Here is a 16,676-nt window from a genome sequence, read left to right as displayed (position 1 = left end):
GATGCCAGATCTGCTCGCTGGCGTAGAAACACATACTCAACTTATTCTAAAGGCCGCTCCCGGTGCGGGTAAGTCAACATTTTTCCCTCTGCAGTTGGTTAAGACTAATGCTGTTAAAGGGAAAATTATCATGCTCGAACCAAGGCGCTTAGCGGCTAGGAATATTGCCACTTACCTAGCGAGTCAATTGGGAGAGAAGGTGGGAGAGAGCATTGGTTTTAGAGTTCGTGGTGAATCTAAAACCAGTAGTGCAACGCGTTTGGAAATCGTAACTGAAGGGGTCATGACCAGAATGATCCAAAGTGACCCTGAATTGACAGGTGTGGACATGGTGATCTTTGATGAATTCCACGAACGCAGCATTCATGCCGATACCTCATTAGCGTTTAGCTTAGAGATCCAAGAAGCGCTGCGAGATGATCTCAAGGTGATCGTGATGTCGGCAACATTGGATCAATACGCGCTGCAATCTTTGCTACCTGATGCCAAGTATGTTGAATCACAAGGCCGTACTTTCCCTGTCGATTTCCGTTATCAACCGTTAGGCTCGAATGAATACTTAGCACCTAAAATGGCAAAGGTGATCCAATCTCTGATAGAGAAAGAATTGGGCTCACTTTTGGCTTTCTTACCGGGTGTCTCGGCGATAAAACAAGTGGAATCACAGCTTGGACAACTTGCTAGTGATATTGATGTGTGTCCGTTGTATGGCCAGTTGAGTTTTGAACAGCAACAGAGAGCCATTGCGTCGTCAAAGCAAGGTCGCCGAAAAGTGGTGTTAGCCACCAATATCGCGGAAACTTCTTTGACGATTGAGGGAATTCGCTTAGTTGTTGATTCGGGATTGGAACGGGTCGCAAAGTTCGATCTTAAAACCGGAATCACCAAACTTGAGCAAGTAAAAATCTCACAATCCTCAGCAGAACAAAGAGCTGGTCGTGCAGGGCGAATCGAAGAGGGCTTGTGTGTTCGCTTATACAGCGAGACACAGTTGATGCAACAACCCTCCGTTCCAGAAGCTGAAATCCTTCATTCCGATCTCTCTTCGCTAGTGGCTGAATTGACGCAATGGGGAGCAAGCCGTGCCGATGAGCTTCATTGGTTAGATATTCCGCCACAGCCATCGATTGAGCAAGCGACAGAACTGTTACAAGAGCTTGATTTATTGGATAGTAATGGGCAATTTACTTCAGTAGGCAAGCAAGCTCAGTGCTTAGGTATTGAGCCACGGATCGCCAGTATGCTGATCAAAGCACAACAAAACAGCCAAGCCTTGTTAAATGTCGCGATTGTCGCTGCCGCTTTGCTCGAAGAGCCTGAACGTAACGTGACGGATATTCAGCACTCGCTAAATCGATTTAAGCAAAGAAAGCATACGAAAAATAGTGTTGTGATGCAGCGAGCGAAAAGTCTCGCCAGCAAACTCAATCATCACTTAGATTTGTCACAACTCGATGAATCATTGCTACCATTAGTGCTTTGCTTGGCCTTTCCAGACCGAATTGCCCAATCGAGAAGTGCGACTGGCTGTGCATTTCGTCTTGCCAACGGTCATGGAGCCGAGGTTTGTGATGATGATCCGTTGGCAAACAACGAATACATCTTGGTGATTGATTTGATGCGCACTGCAGGGCGAGCAAGTCAGATATTTTTAGCGACGCCGATTGATATTGTGCAGCTAGAGGCTTCATTTTCCGGTTTTTTCACACGCGAAGATTATGCGGATTGGGATGAAAAACGCGGTCGTTTGGTGGCTGAACAAAGAGTATTACTGGGTAAGCTGATTATCAGCACTAAACCTTTGCCGGAGCCTGATTCCGATCAGATAAGCCAAGCGTTGTTGAATTATATCGCTCGACGCGGACTTGAGAGTTTAAATTGGACGGCTTCTGCTAAACAGCTGGTTGAACGCGTGCGCTGTGCTGAGTTGTGGCTGCCCGAACAACAATGGCCTCAAATGGATGAAGCGAGCTTATTGCGTCATCTTGATGAATGGCTTTTACCTTATTTGAATGGTATTAAGTCAGCAAAAGGACTGATGAGTATCTCGGTTGAGCAAGCATTGTCGGCTTATCTTGGCTGGCCTCTTAATCAAGAAGTTGATCAGTGGCTACCTACTAATTACCTGATGCCAACGGGCAGTAAGAAGTCGATTCGATACCAATATCAATCTGAGCCAATGATCTCTGTTCGAATGCAGGAAGTCTTTGGTGAGCAAGATTCCCCCTTGATTGCCCAAGGACGTAAAAAGGTGGTGCTTGAGTTATTGTCTCCTGCGCAACGACCACTGCAAATCACTCAGGATCTAGCTGGCTTTTGGGCTGGCGCGTATAAAGAAGTTCAAAAAGAAATGAAAGGCCGTTACCCCAAACATCCTTGGCCGGATGACCCTGCTAATCATGTAGCAACCACTAAAACTAAACGACAGTTGAACCGATGATGACCAAAATGTTAACGCCGAAAAAGGCACCACCTAAAAAAGCGCCAGCAAAAAAGTCACCAGCGACCAAAGCCAAGGCAAGAAAGCCTAGAGCGGCAGCGAAGAAAGGTAAGGTAAAGGCTAAGAAAACAGGCAACAGAGGTTGGTTGAAGACGCTATGGGGCATCGCTTGGAAGGTGAGTTTAGCGACGGCAGCTCTGTTGTTGTTCGTTGGGATCTATTTGGATTCGGTAGTTAAGCAACGTTTTGAAGGTCAGCTGTTTGATTTGCCGACGGTTGTTTATGCTCGTGTGTTGGATCTCTCTCCGGGTACTGCCGCTAGTTTGGTACAAGTCAAAAATGAACTGGACGTGCTGAATTACCGTAAGGTGAACTCTCCTCGTCATCCAGGTGAGTACTCTTCTTCTTCAACCAAGATTGAAATGATTCGTCGTCCGTTCGAGTTTGTCGATGGCCCTGAAGCGGATCGTCATGTGATGTTGCACTTCGATGGCAACGAACTAACTCGTATCCAGTCGCTCGAGAAGAAAGGCGACATGGGTTATCTGCGGGTTGAACCGAAAATGCTTGGCATGCTTGAAAAAAGCAACGATGAGCAGCGCTTGTTCTTAAAACGTAATCAGTTCCCAGAAGTGATGGTTGATGCATTGCTGGCAACCGAAGACCGAAACTTCTATCAACATGATGGTGTATCGCCACTCGCAATAGCGCGTGCCATGGTGATCAACGTTAAAGCTGGGCGCACGGTGCAGGGGGGGAGTACCCTGACTCAACAATTAGCCAAAAACCTCTTTCTATCCAGTGAACGTACCTTGTGGCGTAAAGTTCGTGAAGCGTATATCGCGTTGATCTTGGATCATCGTTACAGTAAAGATCGCATCTTAGAAGCCTACTTAAACGAGGTTTATCTTGGGCAAAATGGTGGGCAAGCGATTCATGGATTTGGGTTAGCATCTCGCTTGTACTTCGGGCAACCTATTCAAGAACTCCGGATCGACCAACTAGCACTGCTGGTCGGTATGGTCAAAGGACCTTCGTATTACAACCCGGTTCGTTACCCTGAGAGAGCTAAGACTCGACGTGATTTGGTTCTACGTTTGCTGATGCAACAAGACATATTGACGCCGAAACAGTACGAAGAAGCCGCAGGCCGAGACTTGGATATTCAAGACAACCCTCGTATCGCCAGCCGTCAACCCGCTTATTTTCAGCAGGTTAATATTGAGCTGAAGAAATACGTCGGCGATCGATTTGAGGCTCAAAAAGGCATCAGAGTATTTACTTCTCTTGACCCTGTCTCTCAAGACAAGCTGGAGAAGTCGATAGCTCGTAAGGTGCCGGAACTGTCTAAAACGGCGGGTGATAAACTCGAAGCGGCTGCGATTGCCGTTGATAGAAATACTGGTGAAATCCGAGCGATGGTCGGCGGTAAACGCACGGGTTATGACGGTTTTAACCGTGCACTGAATGCAAGTCGCCCGATTGGTTCTTTGGTGAAGCCCGCTATCTATCTGACAGCACTAGATCAACCTCAGAAGTACACGCTTGCCACAACCTTGATGGACACCCCACTAAGTTTGAAGGGCAGTAAAGGCAGCGTGTGGAGCCCTCGAAACTTTGACCGTAAGTTCCGCGGAGACGTACCGTTGTATGTGGCGCTTTCTAAGTCTTATAACGTACCAACGGTTCGTCTGGGCATGCAGTTAGGTATCGATAGTGTTTCCAATACGATTGAGAAGTTGGGTGTCGATAAAAACGAAATTCGTCCAGTGCCATCGATGTTCTTGGGTTCATTCTCGCTGACACCTTTCCAGGTTGCTCAGATGTATCAAACAATTACCAACTCTGGCCGTATCGCGCCATTGTCTGCGCTTCGCTCTGTTGTTGATAGTGAAGGTGAGGTGTTGTATCAATCGATTCCTCGTGTATCACAAAGCGTTGATCAACAAGCAGCTTGGTTAACAACGTATGCGATGAAGCGTGGTGTATCAGAAGGTACAGGCCGTTTCCTACAAGGTCAGTTTGCATGGGCGGGCTTAGCGGGTAAAACGGGTACCAGTAATGATAGCCGAGACAGTTGGTTTGTTGGTGTTGATGGTCGTGAAGTAACGACGATTTGGTTGGGTCGAGACGACAATAAACCGACTAAACTAACAGGTTCTAGCGGTGCGTTGCGTGTCTATGCCGATTATTTGAAACAAAGAACGCCAGAACAGTTATTGCTGTCTTGGCCAACCGGAATTGCAACCGCAAGCTTTACTCGAACTTCTGAAGGGGCGTTAGAGTTTGACTGTGATGGTACGGTCAAATTGCCGGTTTGGGATGAGAGTGGCAGCATTAAAAAGGGCTGCGAAAGTCAACCAAAACAGTGGCTAAAGAAGCTTTTTCAGTGGTAAAGTCATAACAGAAAAGAATGACAAGGATAGTTTAGATAATGATTTTTCGTTGGTTAGTGAGTGGCTTAGGTATTGTCGGTACTGTGATCAGTTTTCAACTGTTTGCAGCTACTGCAGCACAGGTTGATTCATCAGAACATGTTGAACTCAAACAAGCTCATAAAAGGCCAACCGTTGCTGTCGTTCTCGCGGGTGGAGGCGCTAAAGGTGCTGCCCACATTGGCGTACTTAAAGCCTTAGAAGAGATGCAAATTCCGGTTGATTACATTACCGGTACCAGTATGGGTGCATACGTTGGTGGTCTTTATGCGACGGGGATGAGCGCAGATGAGATCGAGAGCTTTATTTATACGGTTGATTGGAATCGTGGCTATCGCGATCGCGTTAACCGTAGTGATCGCCGTGTGCGAGACAAAGAGTATGAAGACCGTTATCAACTGAATACCGACCTCGGTTTAGGTTGGGGCGAAATCAAAGCCAGAAAAGGTGTGGTTCAAGGCCAGAATATGTTGCGTATTCTGCGCGAAACGACAGGTAACTTATCTCCACTCGACTCTTTCGATAACCTCGCTATTCCATATCGTTCTGTCGCAACCGACATCATCGATCTTAAAGAGGTGGTCATCGACCATGGTCATCTTGTTGATGCGATGATGGCCAGTATGTCGGTACCCGGCGCCCTTCCACCTTATGAGATTGATGGGCGAATGCTGGTTGATGGTGGTGTCACCAATAACATGCCCGTTGATGTTGCTCGATCTATGGGAGCCGACATCGTTATTGCCGTAGATATCAGTACTAACTACAAAAGCAAGGAAGATTTCACTAACTTTTTAGCCGCCGCAGATCAACTCTCTAACTACCTTGTTCAACGCAGTACTCAAGAGCAAGCCGAGACGTTAACAGACGATGACTTTTTCCTACGTCCTGATGTTGGGCAAATGGAGACCACAGAGTTCGATAAAATGCCGACGGCTTACCATGCTGGATACGAAGCAACAAGGCAGTATCGGGATCAGCTTTCTAAGTTGGCGCTCTCGAATGCGGACTACCAACATTATATTGATGACAAGCAGAAAGCTCGAAAGCAGCTCAAGCATGGTGATAAAACCGTGGTCGACCGAGTGGTTATCAACAACAATACCCACTACTCAGATAAATTGATTGAAAACCGCTTAAATCTCGATTCAGGTGAGATTCTAAAAACCAGTGAAATCGAATCTAAGGTACAAGACCTCTATGCATTAGACCGCTTTGAGCTGGTGACCTATGAATTTGAAAATGTCGATGGTGAAGACCAACTTCAGGTTGACGTAAATGAAAAATCATGGGGGCCTAATTACCTTAATTTTAGGTTCTTTCTTGCTGATGATTTTACTACTCAAAGCCAGTATTCATTAGGTGTTTCAGCTAACTTTACTGATCTTAATTCGCACGGTGCAGAGTTGAGAACTAACTTAGAAATGGGCACAGATAAGCGTATCGAAGCAGAACTGTTTTCTCCCTTTTTTTCTAGTCAGAAGCTCTTTACTTCAGCTTCTGTGGTTTACAGTAAACAGAATCGAAATTTGTCTGTGGGGAGTCAAGATGTAGCAGAGCCAACATTAGATGTCACTCAAGATTACCTTTCTTTGAACTATCGTGAGTATATTGGTGAGTTCGCAATAGGTTATCAGCCCACTTTGTGGCAAGAGCTAAAATTTGGTGCTCGCTATAAAAATGGTCACGTAAGGATAGCTTCGTTACCTTCATTTGGGAGTGGGGGAGATTATACTCGCCTTGGTGGTTTCCTCAGTTTTCGATTGGATACTTTGAATGACTTTAATTTACCAACCGAAGGTTACTTCGTCGATCTCGAGTATTTTATTTCTCATGATGATTTTGATAACAACTCTTCTCTTGCTGATTCTGAGTTTAATTCTGAAAGTGATACGGTTTATGAGATTTCAGCTAATTTTATGGCGGCGCAGAGTATTGAAAAGCATACTTTAGTTGCAAAGTTCGATTTTGGCGCGGTAGAGAGTAAAAACTCCGTGTTCCCTATTGATCCAAAGGAGCTTGGAGGCTTCTTAAATTTATCGGGAATTCCGAGAAACAGTCTTATTGGGCAAAACTTGGCGTATGGCAGCTTAATTTATCGCTATAAATGGTTTGAAAATGATTTTGGCTTGTTTGAGTCGCCATTTTACATAGGCGCATCTCTAGAACATGGCGGCGTTTGGTCGAACACCGACTTGTCATTGGATGAAGCGCCGATGTTTACTGCTGGGTCACTCTTTGCTGGTGTAGATTCACCAATTGGGCCAATCATTTTGGCTTATGGTAAAACAGAAGATAACTACGATTCTGTTTACTTAATCATCGGTACATCTTACTAATAATAATGCGCGGGATAGCTCTTTTTCTGACTAAATAGGCAAAAATCGTAGGACTTTCGTCTTAACTTGCTATGTTGGTCAAAATGATAAGATTTTAATTTATCGTTAATTTTGCTATTGTGTCGCTCACAGTTTGGCCTCTATGACGCCGCTCATCAATACAAATTGAATGACAAAAATGGCAATGGAGAGCTAAGTTTCCAAGGATGTTCGCTTCTTTATTTTACTAATAATTACCAATGTAAAGAAGGAACCGCAATGAGAGGAAAAAGTCGTGCTTGAAGCCTACCGTAAACACGTCGCAGAGCGTGCTGCCGAAGGAGTTGTTCCTAGACCATTAGATGCTGAACAAGTAGCAGGCCTAGTTGAACTTTTAAAGAACCCGCCTCAAGGTGAAGAAGCTGTTATTCTTGACCTACTAGAAAACCGTATTCCACCAGGTGTAGATGAAGCTGCTTACGTTAAAGCGGGCTTCCTAACGGCTATCACTAAAGGTGAAGTTGAATCTCCACTAGTAAGCAAAGAAAAAGCTGCGGAACTACTTGGCACAATGCAAGGTGGTTACAACATCGAATCTCTAGTTTCTCTACTGGATGATACAGATCTTGCTCCTATCGCCGTTAAAGCGCTTTCTCATACTCTATTGATGTTTGATGCATTCTACGACGTAGAAGAAAAAGCAAAAGCTGGCAATGCTTCTGCTCAGCAAGTTCTTCAGTCTTGGGCTGATGCTGAGTGGTTTACAGCTAAAGATAAAGTAGCGGAAAAAATTACCGTTAAAGTATTCAAAGTCACTGGTGAAACAAACACCGATGACCTATCTCCAGCGCCGGATGCATGGTCACGTCCTGATATCCCAGTACACGCAAAAGCGATGCTGAAGATGGAACGTGATGGCATTAGTCCTGATGAGCAGGGCAACGTTGGCCCAATTACTCAAATTGAAGAAATGCAAAAAGACGGCATTCCACTGGCTTACGTTGGTGATGTTGTTGGTACTGGTTCTTCACGTAAATCTGCGACAAACTCAGTGCTTTGGTTCATGGGCGAAGATATCCCATTCGTACCAAACAAGCGTACTGGCGGTGTTTGTCTTGGTGGTAAAATTGCTCCAATCTTCTACAACACAATGGAAGACTCAGGCGCACTACCAATTGAGCTGAACGTACAAGACATGAACATGGGTGATGTGATTGATATCTATCCTTATGAAGGTGTTGTTCGTAAAGACGGTGCAGATATCTCAAGCTTTGAATTAGGCAAAGTACTTCTAGATGAAGTTCGTGCTGGTGGGCGTATTCCATTGATCATCGGTCGTGGCTTAACGGGCCGTGCTCGTGATGCTCTAGGTCTTGCTGAAACTGATCTGTTTGCTAAGCCAATCGACCCTTCTGCTTCTGATAAAGGTTATACGTTAGCTCAGAAGATGGTAGGTAAAGCATGTGGCGTTGAAGGTGTGCGTGCGGGTCAGTACTGTGAACCTAAAATGACAACAGTAGGTTCTCAAGATACCACGGGTCCTATGACTCGTGATGAGCTGAAAGATCTAGCTTGTCTTGGTTTCTCAGCGGATCTTGTGATGCAGTCTTTCTGTCACACATCTGCATACCCGAAACCAGTTGATGTAAACACTCACCATACATTGCCTGATTTCATCATGAACCGTGCGGGTGTTTCACTTCGTCCGGGTGATGGTGTTATCCACTCATGGCTAAACCGTATGCTTCTGCCTGATACTGTTGGTACAGGTGGTGACTCGCATACTCGTTTCCCTCTAGGTATCTCGTTCCCTGCAGGTTCTGGCTTAGTAGCATTTGCTGCGGCAACAGGTGTTATGCCTCTTGATATGCCTGAATCAATCTTGGTTCGCTTTAAAGGCGAAATGCAGCCAGGTATCACGCTACGTGACCTTGTACATGCCATTCCTCTTTACGGTATTAAGCAAGGTCTACTGACTGTAGAAAAAGCTGGTAAGATCAATGAATTCTCTGGTCGTGTACTAGAGATTGAAGGTGTTGAGCACCTTTCTGTTGAGCAAGCGTTTGAACTTTCAGATGCATCTGCTGAGCGTTCTGCTGCAGGTTGTACCGTTAAGCTTTCTCAAGAGTCTATCGAAGAGTATCTTAACTCGAACGTCGTTATGCTTAAGTGGATGATTGCTGAAGGTTACGGTGATGTTCGTACTATTGAGCGTCGTATTACGGCAATGGAAGAATGGCTAGCGAACCCTGAGTTGCTTGCTGCTGATTCAGATGCTGAATACGCTCATGTTATCGAGATTGACCTTGCTGACATCGATCAGCCAATCCTATGTGCACCAAACGATCCAGATGATGCTCGTCTTCTTTCCGACGTTCAAGGCACTGAGATTCAAGAAGTGTTCATCGGTTCTTGTATGACCAACATCGGTCACTTCCGTGCTGCAGGTAAGATGCTTGAAGAGTTTAATGGCTCTTTGAATACTCGCCTATGGGTTGCTCCGCCAACTAAGATGGATAAAGATCAACTGACAGAAGAAGGCTACTACGGCATCTTCGGTCGTGCTGGGGTTCGTATTGAAACTCCAGGTTGTTCATTATGTATGGGTAACCAAGCTCGTGTTGCTGACGCTTCGACGGTTATGTCGACGTCTACTCGTAACTTCCCGAACCGTTTGGGTAATGGTGCGAACGTTTATCTAGCTTCTGCTGAGCTTTCTGCTGTTGGTGCGATTCTTGGTCGTATTCCAACTAAAGAAGAGTACTTAGCGTACGCAGAGAAGATTAATGCAACCGCTGCCGATACTTACCGTTACTTGAACTTCCATAAAATGGGTCAGTACACGGATAAAGCCGACACAGTTATCTTCCAAGAGCCTGCGTAAGCGGTTAATGAAGTGCGATAAAGTGCCGACTGCGTTGCAGTAAAGCACTTGCTGCTAATACTACGCCTTCTCTTTGTGAGAAGGCGTTTTTGTTTCTGCGCTCCAACTGCTCGCTTAATGTTGAATGAATCAGACTCGATCTCCAATAGACTTCGCTATATACTCTCGCCTCATTTTTGCCACACCCTCTTTATTGAATCCTCTTTTTATTAGAGCTTTGGAGTCTTATGGAATTCGAATTTACTAGAAACACTCTGATGGGTGAATACTATGTGAAATGCAGCATGGGTCATGAAATTGTTGGCCGCTGGCTTCAAGAAGAGATCGGTAAAGATAAGCAAAAGCTTGACCACGTTATGGCGCTTATTGAGCGTTCACGTTTGGATCTGAATAATGAAGTTATTCTACTAGGCAAAGAGATCAGCCTGGCGATCAACGAAGACGACGTAACCATCCAAGAAAATGTACTAAGGCATGAGCAAGAGATGGAAGAGGGCAGTGAGTTCGATTTCTATAATTGTGAAAGCGAAGCAAGCTGCGGAATCGATGATTTCGAGTTACTCATCGAACGTTGGATTGATTTTTTAGGTTACTAGTAGTGATGGTTTTGCATCATGAAAGCTTCGTTGCCCAAAACTAGAGCAACGACAGTGCAACGCATTAAGATAGTGAAAAGGCCGCACCATATTGGTGCGGCCTTTTTCGTTTCTAAAGCGCTATTGTTTCTATTTCATTCAAAATCAACAGCTTAAATTTTTGGCACGCTACTTGGATTGTAATGAGAGTATTAACGGATTAAGTGAAGAATTTAAGGAAAGAATATGAAATTAATAAACGCCATAGTTAAACCATTTAAGTTAGATGATGTTCGAGAAGCGCTCTCTGATGTCGGTATTGAAGGTATGACAGTTTCTGAAGTGAAAGGTTTTGGTCGTCAAAAAGGGCACACTGAGTTGTATCGCGGTGCGGAATACCAAGTTGATTTCCTACCAAAGGTAAAGTTAGAAATTGCAACCCAAGCGGAAAATGTTGACCGAGTTGTTGAAGCGATTAGCCAAGCAGCACACACCGGAAAAATCGGCGATGGCAAAATTTTTGTGTACGATCTAAGCCAAGCTGTACGAATTCGTACTGGTGAAATGGATGCTGAAGCACTTTAAAGAATTACAAGGACTGGAGACTTTAATATGGAACTTACAACAACAGTAACGGAACTACGTTACGCACTAGACACTTTTTTCTTCCTCATTTCAGGTGCGTTGGTAATGTGGATGGCTGCAGGCTTCGCGATGTTAGAAGCTGGCCTCGTTCGTTCAAAGAACACTACAGAAATTTTAACTAAGAACATTTGTTTGTACGCGATTGCTTGTACGACTTTCTTAGTCGTTGGTTACAATATTATGTATGTCGATAACGGCGGAGGTGGCTGGTTACCGTCATTTGGTACCCTGATTGGTACTCAAGGTGAAGGTGCAGACCACTCATTAGAATCAGACTTTTTCTTCCAAGTAGTATTCGTTGCAACAGCAATGTCTGTGGTATCTGGTGCGGTTGCTGAGCGAATGAAACTTTGGTCATTCCTTATCTTCTCTGTCGTGCTAACAGCGTTCATCTACCCAATGGAAGGTTACTGGACTTGGGGCGGTGGTTTCCTATCAGAAGCAGGCTTTAGTGACTTTGCTGGTTCGGGTATCGTACACATGGCTGGTGCTTCAGCAGCGTTAGCGGGTGTGCTTCTACTGGGTGCTCGTAAGGGTAAATATGGTAAGAACGGTGAAATCTACCCAATTCCTGGTTCAAACATGCCACTTGCTACACTAGGTACATTCATCCTTTGGTTTGGTTGGTTCGGTTTCAACGGCGGCTCTCAACTGATGGTTTCGGATTTCGAGAACGCAACAGCAGTAGGGCAAATCTTCCTTAACACCAACGCAGCTGCAGCAGCGGGTGCAATCGCAGCACTACTAGTATGTAAGACAACTTGGGGTAAAGCGGACCTAACTATGATTCTTAACGGTGCGTTGGCTGGCCTAGTAGCAATCACGGCAGACCCTCTATCACCATCACCTCTGTTTGCAGTGGCAATTGGTTCAGTATCTGGTGCACTGGTGGTGTTCAGCATCATTGCCCTAGACAAAGCTAAGATTGATGATCCAGTAGGTGCTATCTCAGTTCACGGTGTGTGTGGTTTCTTCGGCCTAATGGCTGTGCCACTAAGCAATACAGATGCAACATTTGGTGCACAGCTATTCGGCGCAGCGGTTATATTTGCTTGGGTATTTGGTGCGAGTCTAGCGGTATGGGCTGTACTTAAAGCGACAATCGGTATTCGTGTAAGTGAAGACGAAGAGCTAGAAGGTATGGACATGCATGACTGTGGTGTAGGTGCTTATCCAGAATTTGTGTCGGTAAAATAATTTACAAACATTTACATTTAACCTACTTGAAACCTGCTCAGATGAGCAGGTTTTTTTGATGTTTAACGTTGTGTTTAATCTAATGATACATATAATAATGCAACTGATAAATATTATCATTTCTATGCAAAAAGGATTGAACCATGAAAAAACTGCTAACTCTTTCAGCTATTGCGTGCAGCACTATCGCACCAGCAGCAATCGCTGCAGAAGAAGTAAACGTATACTCTTACCGTCAACCTTTCCTTGTTGAGCCAATGTTCGATGAGTTCACTAAAGAGACAGGTATCGAGGTGAATGTTAAGTTTGCTAAAAAAGGTTTAGCAGAGAAGCTAGCTCAAGAGGGCGAATACAGCCCAGCAGACGTGGTATTAACTGTTGATATCAGCCGTCTATCTGAGCTAACTGAAAAAGGTTTAGTTCAAGCGGTAAACAGCGACGTTCTAGAAAAGAACATCCCTGCTCAATACCAAGATACAGACAACGAATGGTTTGCTCTAACTACTCGTACTCGTAGCGTTTACTCTTCACGTGACCGTGTTGGTCGTCTAGGTGAAGACTTCACATACGCAGACCTAGCTAAGCCTGAATTCAAAGGCAAAATCTGTACTCGTAGCGGTAAGCACCCATACAACGTTTCTCTCGTATCTTCTATGATTGCTCACAAAGGCGAAGCAGAAACTAAAGAGTGGCTAGAAGGCGTTAAAGCAAACCTAGCTCGTAAGCCTCAAGGTAACGACCGTGCACAAGTTAAAGCTATCAAAGAAGGTCTATGTGACGTTTCTCTTGGGAACAGCTACTACCTAGGTAAGATGATTAATGATAAAGAGCAAAAAGCTTGGGCTGATGCTGTTTACATCAACTTCCCTAACCAAGAGACGACTGGTACTCACGTAAACATCTCTGGTATGGCAATGGCTAAGTACTCTCCAAACAAAGAGAACGCAGTTAAGCTAATGGAATTCCTATCTGGTAACACAGCACAAGGCATGTACGCAGAAGTAAACTACGAATACCCAGTTAAAGCTGACGTTAAACCTTCTGAACTAGTTGCTTCTTGGGGTGAATTCAAAGCAGATACAATTTCTCTAGACGAAATCGCAGATCACCACGAAGCTGCAATTAAGCTTCTAGACGAAGTTAAATTCGACCTGTAATTATTAATATAAGCTTCGGCCAATATTAGATTTAACAACCTCAAGTTGCCGTTTTGGGTGCTTGAGGTTGTTTTGTTTTTAGTTAAGTCACTTTTTGAAACAAAGCTCTTGATGGAACTAGAGAGTTGTTAGCTCAGCTCCTTGAAGTCATTAGAGTATATGGGTATAAATAACCCCACCATTAAAAGGATATGAGATGTATTTGCAAATGCATATGTATTTCATTAAGCCTCGTTGTAGTTAGGCGATGAAAGAAAAGAATTATTTATGGAACACCAGTAGCGGCATAATCGCCGTGCTACTTGTTTTACCCATCTTAGCGATATTCACGACTGCTGTTGGAGAAACCGATGAGCTATTTTCTCATCTGATGTCCACAGTAATGCCCACCTATGCCTACAATACGGTGGTTTTAGCGATAGGAACCATGTTCTTATCGCTGCTATTTGGTATCCCTTCCGCTTGGATTATGGCGATGTGTCGTATCCCTTGTGAGAAGGTGTTGCAGTGGGCTTTGGTTCTGCCACTGGCTATGCCAGGTTATATCGTTGGATACATTTTCACTGATTGGTTCGATTTCGCTGGCCCAGTACAAATTTTGCTTCGAGACCTAACTGGGTGGGGACCGGGAGAATATTGGTTCCCGGATATTAGAACCTTAACTGGCGCTATCATCGTCCTCTCTCTAGTGCTGTACCCTTACGTTTATCTGCTGTGTCGTGCTGCGTTCATGGAGCAGAACGTTTCTCTATTGCAATCCGCGCGACTCCTGAAATGTTCTCCATGGGAGAGTTTCCGACGTATCTCTTTGCCTTTAGTTCGCCCTTCGATGGCGGTTGGCCTATCACTCGTTGCTATGGAAACCATCGGTGACTTTGGTACAGTGAGCTACTTTGCGGTTAACACACTAACCACTGCGGTATATGACACTTGGCTTGGTTACTCTAGCTTGACTGCTGCAGCTAAGATTTCAGCTATTATGCTGATTATCGTGATACTACTTTTAAGTTCGGAACGTTACAGTCGTCGTAAGCAAAAACTGTTTCAAAACCAGTTCAGCAGCCGAGAAGACTTCCGCTACAACTTAGAGGGTTGGAAAAAGTGGTTAGCGCTGTTTTGGTGTTGGGGTTTAGTTTGCGCAGCATTCATATTCCCTTTAGGGCAGTTACTGATTTATACCTATAAGTACTTTGCACAAAGCTGGACCGCTGAATTTCGAGAGTATGCACTCAACAGTTTGAATGTGTCGATACTTGCCGCCTTAATCGGCGTAGCGATTGCACTTATCGTTAACTTTAACCAGCGCGTTAATCCTGCGAAACACAACCTCGCCTTTATGCGCTTATCCTCTATGGGGTATGCGGTGCCGGGAACGGTATTGGCGATTGGTGTTATGGTGCCAGTATTGTTTATGGATCATCTAGTCAACGACATCGCGAAAATGATGGATTGGGGACGCCCTGGATTGATCTTCTCTGGTTCGATGTTTGCGCTTATTTTTGCAATGGTATTGCGTTTTTCTGCGGTTGCTATTGGTAGTATCGAAAGTAGCTTAAGCAAAGTATCACCTTCATTGGATATGGCCTCTAAAACAATGGGTTGTAATACCAACCAGATGTTACGCCGTGTGCATCTTCCTCTGATTAAGCGTGGTGCACTGATTGCAGGCTTACTGGTGTTTATCGAATCAATGAAAGAGTTGAATGCGGCATTGTTGCTGCGTCCTTTTAATTTCGAAACGCTCGCGACTTATGTTTATAACTATGCGTCAGATGAGCACCTTGAATTAGCAGCCATGCCTGCTGTGTTGTTAGTCTTGGTGGGTTTAATTCCGCTGATTATCGTAAACCGTTCCTTGGAGCAGAAACACTAATGAGTTGTGCATTATCAATTAAAGATCTGACTTGTAAGTACGAGTCCCAAACTATTTTGGAATCTCTTTCTTTAGAAGTTGAGCATGGTGAAATTGTTTGTCTGCTTGGTGCCAGTGGTTGTGGTAAGACGACACTGCTTAAAGCGATTGCCGGCCTGCTTCCATTGAGTAGTGGTGTCATGAGCTTGAATTGCCAAGTCATTGATGACGCAGCGAATTGGTTACCACCAGAGCAGCGTAACATTGGTATGATCTTCCAAGATTATGCTCTGTTTCCACACCTTACTGTGAATCAGAACGTGGCATTTGGTTTGCGTGATATGTCTGAGCAAGATAAGGCTGCGAAAGTTAAAGAGATGCTTGAGCTTGTTCATCTTGACCAATTTGGCGATCGCTATCCTCATCAGCTATCTGGTGGACAACAGCAACGCGTTGCGATTGCGCGCTCTTTGGCATATAAGCCAGACCTACTGCTATTGGATGAACCGTTTTCTAATATTGATACTCAAGTACGTCATGAGCTGATTTCTCAGATTCGTAAAATCTTTAAGAAGCAGGGTGTGACGGCTATTTTTGTTACTCACAGTCGTGAAGAGGCGTTTGCATTTGCCGACAAGATGGCTGTAATGAATCATGGTGTTATCGAACAATACGGCTCGGCGTCAGAATTGTACTTCCACCCATCAAGTAAGTTTGTTGCAGACTTCTTGGGTGGCGGCAGTTATTTAGGTGCACAACGTATTTCTGAGCATGAATTTGAGACAAGCTTAGGTTTGATTGAAGCGAAAGCTCAAACTCAGATCGAAATCGGTGCTGAATGTGCGCTGTTGTTAAGGCCTCAGCATATTGTGGCGAGCCACGATGTCGACAGTAATTTGTCTGTATTGGAACAGCAGTTTATGGGTGATCACTGTCGTTATGTGATTGAAGCGAATGGTCAGAAACTGCTAGCAACGTCTTCTGAGGCGCTTGAGTTCGGCATGCCAGTAACGGTGAAAGTCGAGACCAAAGGTGTATTGGCGTTTTAACCGAGCTTGGCGAGAAATTATAGCTGTAAAAAAGCCCGGCACTTTAATTAAGTACTGGGCAAGAGTTCTTCACGGATAGGCGTTAACAAGGCAGTGATTTGTTAAGTCCTATACAAAACTGCTG

Annotated in this window: 10 protein-coding genes; all 10 read left to right on the top strand. The window is 44.7% G+C overall.

Annotation, left to right across the window (positions count from 1 at the left end; all coding sequences use genetic code 11):
- Position 1: 1 nt before the first annotated feature.
- The 10 genes from hrpB (at position 2) to ACMAZD_RS14285 (ending at position 16,552) form a co-directional block, all read left to right on the top strand.
- Positions 2–2,440 carry an ATP-dependent helicase HrpB gene (gene hrpB, locus ACMAZD_RS14330; RefSeq protein ID WP_435249384.1) on the top strand — a complete coding sequence of 813 codons (2,439 nt, stop codon included), beginning with the start codon at positions 2–4 and terminating at the stop codon, positions 2,438–2,440.
- The gene (gene mrcB / locus ACMAZD_RS14325) at positions 2,437–4,836 is read left to right on the top strand and encodes a penicillin-binding protein 1B (protein ID WP_435247720.1); all 2,400 of its coding nucleotides are present in this window, start codon (positions 2,437–2,439) and stop codon (positions 4,834–4,836) included. Before hrpB ends, mrcB begins: the two co-directional genes overlap by 4 nt.
- A 38-nt stretch (positions 4,837–4,874) precedes the next feature.
- Positions 4,875–7,214, top strand: a complete 2,340-nt coding sequence (locus tag ACMAZD_RS14320; RefSeq protein ID WP_435247719.1) for a patatin-like phospholipase family protein — start codon at positions 4,875–4,877, stop codon at positions 7,212–7,214.
- Between the two features lie 274 nt (positions 7,215–7,488).
- Positions 7,489–10,077, top strand: coding sequence for a bifunctional aconitate hydratase 2/2-methylisocitrate dehydratase (acnB, locus tag ACMAZD_RS14315; RefSeq protein WP_435247718.1), 2,589 nt, complete (start codon positions 7,489–7,491; stop codon positions 10,075–10,077).
- Between the two features lie 227 nt (positions 10,078–10,304).
- Positions 10,305–10,673 (top strand): YacL family protein, encoded by a 369-nt coding sequence (locus ACMAZD_RS14310; protein ID WP_435247717.1) that lies wholly within the window; start codon positions 10,305–10,307, stop codon positions 10,671–10,673.
- 225 nt (positions 10,674–10,898) lie between these two features.
- Positions 10,899–11,237 (top strand): P-II family nitrogen regulator, encoded by a 339-nt coding sequence (gene glnK / locus ACMAZD_RS14305; protein ID WP_004738200.1) that lies wholly within the window; start codon positions 10,899–10,901, stop codon positions 11,235–11,237.
- A gap of 27 nt (positions 11,238–11,264) precedes the next feature.
- Entirely contained in the window at positions 11,265–12,494 is a 1,230-nt protein-coding gene (locus ACMAZD_RS14300) for an ammonium transporter (RefSeq protein ID WP_435247716.1), read from the top strand.
- A 143-nt stretch (positions 12,495–12,637) separates the two neighbouring features.
- On the top strand, positions 12,638–13,651 hold the full coding sequence (locus ACMAZD_RS14295) for a Fe(3+) ABC transporter substrate-binding protein (protein WP_435247715.1): 1,014 nt from the start codon (positions 12,638–12,640) through the stop codon (positions 13,649–13,651).
- 247 nt (positions 13,652–13,898) lie between these two features.
- Positions 13,899–15,524, top strand: a complete 1,626-nt coding sequence (locus ACMAZD_RS14290) for an ABC transporter permease (protein WP_435247714.1) — start codon at positions 13,899–13,901, stop codon at positions 15,522–15,524.
- Positions 15,524–16,552: an ABC transporter ATP-binding protein gene (locus ACMAZD_RS14285; RefSeq protein ID WP_435247713.1), complete on the top strand. Its 1,029-nt coding sequence runs from the start codon at positions 15,524–15,526 to the stop codon at positions 16,550–16,552. Before ACMAZD_RS14290 ends, ACMAZD_RS14285 begins: the two co-directional genes overlap by 1 nt.
- Positions 16,553–16,676 lie beyond the last annotated feature (124 nt).

This window comes from Vibrio sp. nBUS_14 (assembly GCF_051201655.1).
In the GTDB taxonomy this organism is placed as follows: domain Bacteria; phylum Pseudomonadota; class Gammaproteobacteria; order Enterobacterales; family Vibrionaceae; genus Vibrio.
The sequence above is the reverse complement of the archived record's forward strand: the minus strand, read 5'-3'. Positions and strand labels throughout refer to the sequence as shown.

Bases quoted from the DNA above. Each gene is read 5' to 3' on its own strand.
- mrcB (WP_435247720.1), top strand. From the start codon at position 2,437: ATGATGACCAAAATGTTAACGCCGAAAAAGGCACCACCTAAAAAAGCG.
- ACMAZD_RS14310 (WP_435247717.1), top strand. From the start codon at position 10,305: ATGGAATTCGAATTTACTAGAAACACTCTGATGGGTGAATACTATGTG.
- ACMAZD_RS14285 (WP_435247713.1), top strand. From the start codon at position 15,524: ATGAGTTGTGCATTATCAATTAAAGATCTGACTTGTAAGTACGAGTCC.
- glnK (WP_004738200.1), top strand. From the start codon at position 10,899: ATGAAATTAATAAACGCCATAGTTAAACCATTTAAGTTAGATGATGTT.
- ACMAZD_RS14290 (WP_435247714.1), top strand. From the start codon at position 13,899: ATGAAAGAAAAGAATTATTTATGGAACACCAGTAGCGGCATAATCGCC.
- ACMAZD_RS14300 (WP_435247716.1), top strand. From the start codon at position 11,265: ATGGAACTTACAACAACAGTAACGGAACTACGTTACGCACTAGACACT.
- ACMAZD_RS14295 (WP_435247715.1), top strand. From the start codon at position 12,638: ATGAAAAAACTGCTAACTCTTTCAGCTATTGCGTGCAGCACTATCGCA.
- hrpB (WP_435249384.1), top strand. From the start codon at position 2: ATGCCAGATCTGCTCGCTGGCGTAGAAACACATACTCAACTTATTCTA.
- ACMAZD_RS14320 (WP_435247719.1), top strand. From the start codon at position 4,875: ATGATTTTTCGTTGGTTAGTGAGTGGCTTAGGTATTGTCGGTACTGTG.